The sequence below is a fragment of the Corynebacterium sp. HMSC14B06 genome, assembly GCF_001807075.1.
Lineage (GTDB): Bacteria > Actinomycetota > Actinomycetes > Mycobacteriales > Mycobacteriaceae > Corynebacterium > Corynebacterium jeikeium_D.
In genome coordinates this window covers 137,313-145,305 of the sequence record NZ_KV787359.1, presented here as the reverse complement: position 1 = coordinate 145,305, position 7,993 = coordinate 137,313, and the positions used below count along the sequence as shown (strand labels likewise).

The window sequence follows — 7,993 nt, the reverse complement described above, 5'->3', positions numbered from 1 at the left end:
GGAAAAGACACACTTTTCTTTACTTAACCCCGCATTGCCCCACCGCCACCGAACATAAACGAAAAACCCGCCACCCAGACGCATTTTCATACGCCCTGGATGACGGGTACTTGCAGGGGCGACAGGACTCGAACCTGCAACCTGCGGTTTTGGAGACCGCTGCTCTACCAATTGAGCCACGCCCCTTCACCACCAGCGAAAGAACTTTTCAGTCCTTAGCTGACAATGTCCCACCTTACTGCATTGCTGCATAATCAAGGCGGGGTTCGACGAACATCACTGTCCGTAGTAGCGATGGGGGGGATCGAACCCCCGACCTCACGATTATGAGTCGTGCGCTCTCACCATCTGAGCTACATCGCCCCTATTCTCTACCGGACATAAGTCCGTATAAAAGAACAGAGCCCCCTGACAGAATCGAACTGTCGACCTTTTCCTTACCATGGAAACGCTCTGCCGACTGAGCTAAGGGGGCATCAGCATCCGTTGAACTCAGCACATAACTCCGTGGCCAATTGTTGACCGCTTCGTTTCGCTCTGTGCTCTCCGTGAAGCCTTGCAAAGATTAACCCGAAATCACCACTAAGCACAAATCAGCAGGTAGGCAGCGGTATTTCTTGTCACGTTTGCAGACATTTGGCGCGCACTTATGGATAATCTATTCACTTATCGATGAGCTCCAGCGGAACCATAAGTGAATAGCTCATCGATGAGTGGCTGCCCTCTAACCCGAGCCTCTAACTCGAGCCCCTGCCCCCACTTAATCCAGAGCCCCTCACTCGAGCCCCTACCCCAAACCCCCGCCCCGCATCCCCATCAACGGGCCCTACAAAAAAATCACCGCGAGAAAATTCTCGCGGTGATTTCACTGTGCCAGATGATGGATTCGAACCAACGAAGGCAATGCCGACGGATTTACAATCCGCTCCCTTTGGCCGCTCGGGCAATCTGGCGTGCACTCTTAAACGGTGCGAATGGAATGCTACCCACTACTCTGTCATTTACACAAATCGGCAGGTCGAGAGGATATTTCCCTACCTGGATTCACCCCTCAGCAGAACTCACCCCAGAGCAGAGCTCACCTCAGAGCAGTGCTCGCCCCTAGGCCCATCTCGCCGATGGAGCTCAATCCACTACCCCACGCGCTCCACGGTGTAGCGAGCAACGTGACGCAGGGACTCCTTGGCCGCACAGTCAGGAAGGTCAGCGATGACGCGGTCGGACTCATCCAGCAGTTCATTGACCTTCTCCATCGCGCGAGCCACACCGTTGGTCTGAGCCAGGAGCTCGAGGGCCTCGTCGACAAGCGCGTCGTCGGAAACTGGGCCGACGAGAATCTCACGGAGGCGGTCAGCGGCTGGGGTATCCTCCTGCAGCGCGTAGAGCACCGGCAGCGTGAAGACGCCCTCGCGCAAGTCAGTACCCGGAGTCTTGCCGGACTGATCGGTATTGGAGGAGATGTCGATGATGTCGTCGACAATCTGGAAAACGATACCGATTAGTTCGCCATAGCGGCGCAGCGCGTTGGAAATCTCGGCGGACGCACCGGCGTGATAGGCGCCGAGATAACCGGCCGATGCGATGAGCACACCGGTCTTTTCGGCAATGACCTTCAGGTAGCGCTCGATGCGCTCTTCAATCGGCAGGTCCAAGTCGTTGAGGCACTCGCGCATCTGACCTGTGACAAGAACACCGAAGGTCTCAGCGAAGTGAGCCACGCTCTCGGAGCCGAGCTCTGCCAGCAGGCGGGACGCAGCAGCGAAGAGGTAGTCACCGGCCAGAATGGCGACGGTGTTGTCCCAGCGCGAGTTTGCGGAGGGCACGCCGCGGCGCTTATCCGCTTCATCCATGACGTCGTCGTGGTAGAGCGTCGCCAGGTGCGTCAGCTCCAGCACCGTCGCGGCGGTGATGACCTTATCGCTCTCCGGGTTCTCACCGAACTGCGCGGCCAGCATGGTAAACATCGGGCGGAAGCGCTTACCACCAGCGTGAGCTAGGTGGGAAACCCGTTCGACTAGGAAGTCCTCGCCGCGCCCCAGCTCGGTAATCAGGAGGTCCTCGCTCTTGCGCATTCCCTCGGTGATTGTTGCTTCCAGCGCCTCATCAACGAAGTGAGAACTAGTGGCGGTGTGCTCACCAGTGCCCTGAGCACTTCCGGAACTAAGCCCGGAGTAGTCTCCAGTACGCATTCGAGACCTGCCTAACTGACGATAAAAGATAAGAAACTGCTAAATAAACTACCTTACGAGCATAGTGGCTAGCAGACCGGTTCCCATATTTGTTTCAACGTCGTTATACGCTGGGGCAATGACCTCAAGCCCGATTTCGCGAGTTTCCCCCACGTTCGACGGCACCGTCGCTCTACCCAGCAGCACTGACGTGCTCATTGTTGGTGCTGGTCCCACTGGCTCCGCAGCCGCGATTCACGCCGCCCGCGCCGGATTTTCGGTCACTGTGGTCGACTCCCAGCGCTTCCCACGCGACAAAACTTGTGGCGACGGGCTCACTCCTCGCGCCATCTCTGAGCTACGTCGCCTAGGGCTTGACGACGAGCTCCTGCGCCACAACCGCAACCGCGGACTCAAGCTGCACGGCTTCGGCGGCTCCATCACCGCACCTTGGCCAGATGATGCCTCCGGCACTTTCCCCGCTGTCGGATCCGCGATGCCGCGAGTTGAGCTCGACACTTTCTTGCTCAATGCCGCCGCTGATGCCGGTGCGCAGGTCTTTGATGGAGTCGCAGCGCGGAAGGTGGTTCTCGGAGCGCTGAACACTGGCGGCACGCGAGGGCACGGCGTGCGCGCGGTGGAGCTTTCCGACCGCGAGGGCAAGCCACACACCATCTCGGCCCGCTGGTTGCTCGTGGCCGATGGGGTCCGCAGTACCGTCGGCAAGCAGCTGGGGCGTGCGTGGCATCGAGACAGCGTCTTTGGCGTGGCCGCACGGTCGTATGTCAGCTTCGACAGCGCAGACGTAGCGGATGACTGGATTCACTCGCACCTGGAACTGCGCGACTCCGAAGGGCATACGCACCCGGGCTATGGCTGGATTTTCCCGCTGGGCGAGGGCCGGGCGAATGTGGGGTGTGGGGCGCTGGCGACGTCGGCACGCCCGGCGCGCACGAATGTGAAGAAGTTGCTGCGTGAGTACCACGGACAGGTGCGCGATCAGTGGCAGATGAGCGAGCCGGAGCACATGACGTCGGCGCTGCTGCCGATGGGCGGTGCTGTATCGAATGTGGCGGGGCCGAACTGGGCGTTGCTCGGTGATGCTGCGTGCTTAGTCAACCCGCTCAACGGTGAGGGCATTGACTACGGCATGGAGTCGGCGCGACTGGCAGTGGAGCTGATTAGTTCGATTGGTGCGGGCCGCGATGGGCTGACGCACTCCTGGCCCGCCCTACTTCGCGAGCACTACGGCACCGGCTTCTCGCTGGCTCGCAAGTTGGCGCTGACGCTGACGTACCCGAGCTTCCTTCCCACGGTCGGCCCGTTGACCATCGGCGCCCCGTGGGGAGGCCAGCTCATGGGCGTTGCCGCACGCCTGATGGGCAACCTGGTCACGGAACACGACCGCGACGTAGTGGCGCGACTCTGGCGCGCTTCGGGGAGAGCAGCGCTGGCCTCCGATAAGTGCTTCGGACGCCAGCCCTGGCAGTAGGAATCGCTTTACGACGGGCCCTGCGACCCAGCCCGATTGCGAGCTAGCGAGCTACTCCACGGGCTTGGTTGCCGAGTGCAGCGCTGCGATACCGAAGGTGAGATTCTGCCAACCGGCATCCTCCCAGCCAGAGGCATTGATGTCGCGGGCAAGCTGCGGCTGGTTTGGCCAGGCGCGAATCGACTCCGCCAAGTACACGTACGCCTCCGGGTTAGAGGAGACGACCTTGGCGATCTGCGGCAGTGCCCTCATCAGGTACTCCTTGTAGAAGGTGCTGAACACCGGCACTACAGGGGTGGAGAACTCGCAGACTGTTAGCTGGCCTCCGGGCTTGGTCACGCGAGCTAGCTCAGCGAGGCCCGCCTTGTAGTCCACGATGTTGCGCAGACCGAAGCTGATGGTCACCGCGTCGAAGGTGTTGTCCGGGAATGGCAGCTTCATGCCGTCACCGCAGACCTTGGGAACATCGCGGTGTGCACCGGCCTTGAGCATGCCTCGGGAGAAATCACAGGCAACGACGTATGCGCCAGACTTTGCCAACTCCACTGATGAAACAGCCGTACCGGCGGCCAGGTCGAGGACTTTCTGGCCAGGCTGCAGGTTCAGGCGCTTTGCCGTGCGCACGCGCCAGTAGTGGTCAATGCCACCGGTGAGCACGGTATTAGTGATGTCGTAATTCTTCCCCACGCCATCGAACATCGAGGCGACTTCGCTGGGTTTTTTCGTTAAATCAGCCCTAGACACGATGTCCAGATTACGCGACCGACTTCTGACGCGTAGCAGCACCTGCATGGGAGGCATCAATCGCATCTGCTGCGACCTTGCTTGACGTCTCGGCCGCGGAAACCCCAGAAACCTCCTCGTAGTGGCGAACCAGGTCTGCACACAGTGCTTCCCAGGTGCGCTCGGTCACGGTGTCGCGGCAGCGGTTGCGCAGCTGCTTACGTGCCAGCTCATCGTCAACGAGCAGCAGCTTGTCGACCGCCTCAGCCAAATCGCGGGTGAAAGTCTTGGGTTCCAGCAGGTAGCCGTTGACGTCGTTGGTAATCAGGTCGCGCGGGCCGCCTGCGTTCGGAGCGATGGCCGGCACACCGGAGGCGTGGGCTTCCTGTACCGCCTGGCAGAAGGTTTCAAAGTCACCGGTGTGGACGAACACGTCCAGACTGGCGAATGCCGCTGCCAACTTATCGCCGGTGAGCTGTCCGGTAAAGACGGCATTCGGCATCTGCTTCTGCAGCTTCTGCAGCTCCGGGCCATTGCCGACAATGACCACCTGGATATCATCGCGGCCGTTCAGCGCTGCCAGCCGCTCCACAGACTTCTCCGCCGCGAGCCTGCCGACATAACCAACAATCGGCTTGCCCTCCGGGCTCCACTGCTTCCTGAGCTCTTCACTACGCTTTGTCGGAGTAAAGCGAACCGCATCAACACCGCGGCCCCAGCGGTAGACATCACGAATCTTGTGATCCTGCAGGTCCTCAATAGTCGGCGACGACGGCGCCAGCGTTCGGGCGCAGGAGTTGTGAATCACGCGCGTCCACAACCATGCGGCCGTGGAGAGCCCCGCCAACTTGTAGTTCTTGGCAAAACCCGCAACGTCCGTCTGATAGATGGCCACAGCCGGGATGCCCAGTGCCTTGGCAGTCAGCGCGCCCGCACCACCGAGCACAAATGGCGAAGCCAAGTGGACAACATCCGGCTTAAACTGCGTCAGCGCCGACGCTACCCGACGGTTCGGCACACCAATCGGTAGCGAATCAATCAACGGCACCATCACAGTGGGCACACGCTCAATGCGGTAGTCGCAGTAGAACTCTGCCTCTTCCTGCCAGTCCCGAGCACCCGGCGCAATCACCAGCGCCTCGTGTCCTTCACGGCGTAAGTGTTCCAACACCCGCAGCACGGAGTTTGTCACTCCATTGATGTTGGGCAAGAAGCTTTCAGCAATGATGGCAACGCGCATGGTGCTAGTTTTCCATCTCGTCGGAAAGCGAAAGTGACCCTCTGTTTACCTTTTGGGGATCTCTTTGTAAACGACGGGTTGCGCGCAACGACAACCACCACAACGGCGCGACGACGAGAAATGTAACCACAGCGATACTGGTCGCCGGGAGAAGTGACAGCGTCCATGTGCGCCCGGCGACGCGGACGACATTGGGATCAGTGCGGTCGTATTCGACGCGGACGCGCTGCCCCTCTTCCAGACCAACGGGATAGAGCAAACCGGTTGGTGGCGACTGAAAATCGCCATTCTCGTCGACGAAATCAACCGTGGTGCGAAGGAGCTCGACCGAGCGCACATTGGCTACGGACTGCCCCATGTTCGACTCGATATTGCGGTCATTAATGAAGCAGCCAACCACCATGGCCAGACACGACAGCAACAGGCAAATCATCACAAAGAGCAGTACCTGACGAAGGAAGCGCGGCCAATTGGCCAGGGCAGTTTTCCACTGCATGGCGGTCGCGACCTCCTATTTTTCTGTCCCTGATTGTTTCCAGCTCTGATTGGATGCTGCCGGCCGGCTAGTGCTTGTCCAGCACCCCAATCTCCGCATTGTATGCCAGCTTGTGGTGCAACTGCCGACGCGTCGCACGTGTGGTCGCCACCTCGATGACGCGGATGCCGTCGACATCGGTATCCGGGTGCAGCTGCGCGAGCAGATCTGGGAGGCGGTCGACACGCACGTGCTCGACTCCGTAAGCCTGGCAGATGCCCTCAAAGTCCACGTCCTGCGGCGTGCCGAAGATGCGCTCAAAGCTTCCCCGCAGAGCCGGGCTGCCCGCCTCCAGCGTCTCGAAAATACCGCCACCGGCATCATTGGCCACCACGATGGTGAGGTTTTCCGGCCTCGGCTCCAGCGGCCCAATTGCCAACGCTGCGGAGTCGTGCTGGAACGTCAGGTCACCCATAAGTGCAATCGTCCGCGGCGGGCGAATCTCGTCGGCATGCTCACGGTCGGACGCCAGCGCAATACCGATTGCCGTCGCCACCGTGCCGTCGATGCCCGCGGCACCTCGTCCCGCATACGTGTTCACACCCGGGAAAGGCAGGCCCGTGTACGACGCATCGCGCACCGGGTTCGACGCGCCCAGCACCACGTTGTCACCCGTGCGCAGGCTATCCGTCAGCGCCGCCGCCACATGAAATCCGGTCAGCGGTTCCTCCGCTTCAATCGACTCGGTAAGCGTCTCTCGCACGGACTTCACCGCCAATTCGCTGGCAGCCTCACAGATTTTCGTCCACTGCGGGTCCTGCTCCCCCACAGTCTGCACATGCCTAACGACGGCCCTTGCGTTCGCCGTCACATCCGGGAACTCCACCCCAAAACCGTGGTTTTCCGCTTCGGAGACAACGGTCAGCTCGATATCCGGATTGGCCAGCAGCTTAGAGATACCTCGGTGCAGCGTCGGCCTGCCGACTAACACAATCTGCTCCGGCAGAATCTGCGCAAAAGTACCCGCCGCGAGCGGGTGAACCGGGTGCGCCGGCGCATATGCATTCGGCTCAGCGATGGTTGGCAGATCCTCCAGTTCTGGCAGGTGCGAGGCATTCGAACCCGCAATCACGAGTGTGCGGCGGCTGATGTCAATTGTGGCTGTGCTAGCCGAGTTGGCCGGGCCGGTTGCGGTGGCCGAGTTGGCTGCGATGGCGGCCGCGCCGACGTTGTTGCTGTTGGTAGGCGCAATCGTGGTCCAGGGGCCGCCGTCGGCGCGGCCCTCGGGGATGTCGGCGACGGAGTCGTCGTCAGGCACGAGCGGTTCGACAAAACGGACGTTAAGGTGGCCGGCGCCGGATGCCATGGCGGCGACAACGCGATCGATGCGGGCGCGGATCTGCGCGGCGGTGGCCTTCGTGACCGGGGCGGTGCCGTCCAGATCGAACTCGACGACGGAGGCATCAGCGAACAGGCGGTCCTGGACGATGGTCTGGTTCGCGCCAGTGCCTCGATAATGCGCGGGGCGGTCGGCGGTCAGTGCCAGCAGCGGAATGCCCGACGCGGTGGCTTCCACCATGGCGGGCACGAGGTTCGCCACTGCTGTGCCGGACGTTGTAATTACCGGGGTCACCTTGCGGGTGCGCGAGGCCAGGCCGAGGGCGAGGAAGGCGGCGGAGCGTTCATCGATACGTACGTGGAGGCGAACCTTCGCCGCGTCGGCGGCCTGGACCAGAGCGCGGGCGAGCGGGGCGGACCGGGAACCCGGGCACACCACGGCATCGACCATGCCGAGACGCAGCAGCTCATCGACGATGAGGCCCGCTACCACTGCGGATGGGGCTTGTGTGGACTGGACGGCGTGAGTGGTTTCGGTCGCGCCGGTGTCCGGGTCT

Annotated in this window: 6 protein-coding genes and 4 tRNA genes; 1 reads left to right on the top strand and 9 read right to left on the bottom strand. The window is 61.3% G+C overall.

The features are described from left to right. Nucleotides 1–113: 113 nt before the first annotated feature. The 5 genes from HMPREF3130_RS02800 to HMPREF3130_RS02780 all read right to left on the bottom strand — a co-directional run bounded on the left by HMPREF3130_RS02800 (nucleotide 114) and on the right by HMPREF3130_RS02780 (nucleotide 2,189). Nucleotides 114–186, bottom strand: a tRNA-Trp gene (locus tag HMPREF3130_RS02800). A gap of 103 nt (nucleotides 187–289) precedes the next feature. Next, nucleotides 290–363 (bottom strand) — tRNA-Met (locus HMPREF3130_RS02795). Nucleotides 364–402: 39 nt separating this feature from the next. After that, nucleotides 403–475 (bottom strand) — tRNA-Thr (locus tag HMPREF3130_RS02790). Nucleotides 476–871: 396 nt separating this feature from the next. After that, nucleotides 872–953: transfer RNA gene (locus tag HMPREF3130_RS02785), tRNA-Tyr, on the bottom strand. A 180-nt stretch (nucleotides 954–1,133) separates the two neighbouring features. Then, nucleotides 1,134–2,189, bottom strand: coding sequence for a polyprenyl synthetase family protein (locus HMPREF3130_RS02780; protein WP_016422037.1), 1,056 nt, complete (start codon nucleotides 2,187–2,189; stop codon nucleotides 1,134–1,136). 118 nt (nucleotides 2,190–2,307) lie between these two features. On the opposite strand from HMPREF3130_RS02780, the gene HMPREF3130_RS02775 reads away from it, so the two are divergent. Then, nucleotides 2,308–3,660 carry a geranylgeranyl reductase family protein gene (locus tag HMPREF3130_RS02775; RefSeq protein ID WP_162838041.1) on the top strand — a complete coding sequence of 451 codons (1,353 nt, stop codon included), beginning with the start codon at nucleotides 2,308–2,310 and terminating at the stop codon, nucleotides 3,658–3,660. A gap of 51 nt (nucleotides 3,661–3,711) precedes the next feature. On the opposite strand, the gene HMPREF3130_RS02770 is transcribed toward HMPREF3130_RS02775, so the two are convergent. The 4 genes from HMPREF3130_RS02770 to menD all read right to left on the bottom strand — a co-directional run bounded on the left by HMPREF3130_RS02770 (nucleotide 3,712) and on the right by menD (nucleotide 7,929). Continuing rightward, entirely contained in the window at nucleotides 3,712–4,404 is a 693-nt protein-coding gene (locus HMPREF3130_RS02770; protein WP_049192994.1) for a demethylmenaquinone methyltransferase, read from the bottom strand. Nucleotides 4,405–4,414: 10 nt separating this feature from the next. Then, a complete protein-coding gene (locus tag HMPREF3130_RS02765) occupies nucleotides 4,415–5,623 on the bottom strand; it encodes a glycosyltransferase family 4 protein (RefSeq protein WP_016422034.1) in 1,209 nt (402 codons plus the stop codon). Nucleotides 5,624–5,627: 4 nt separating this feature from the next. Next, nucleotides 5,628–6,119: a DUF3592 domain-containing protein gene (locus HMPREF3130_RS02760; RefSeq protein ID WP_049192993.1), complete on the bottom strand. Its 492-nt coding sequence runs from the start codon at nucleotides 6,117–6,119 to the stop codon at nucleotides 5,628–5,630. A gap of 67 nt (nucleotides 6,120–6,186) precedes the next feature. After that, nucleotides 6,187–7,929 (bottom strand): 2-succinyl-5-enolpyruvyl-6-hydroxy-3-cyclohexene-1-carboxylic-acid synthase, encoded by a 1,743-nt coding sequence (gene menD / locus HMPREF3130_RS02755; RefSeq protein WP_141762810.1) that lies wholly within the window; start codon nucleotides 7,927–7,929, stop codon nucleotides 6,187–6,189. Nucleotides 7,930–7,993 lie beyond the last annotated feature (64 nt).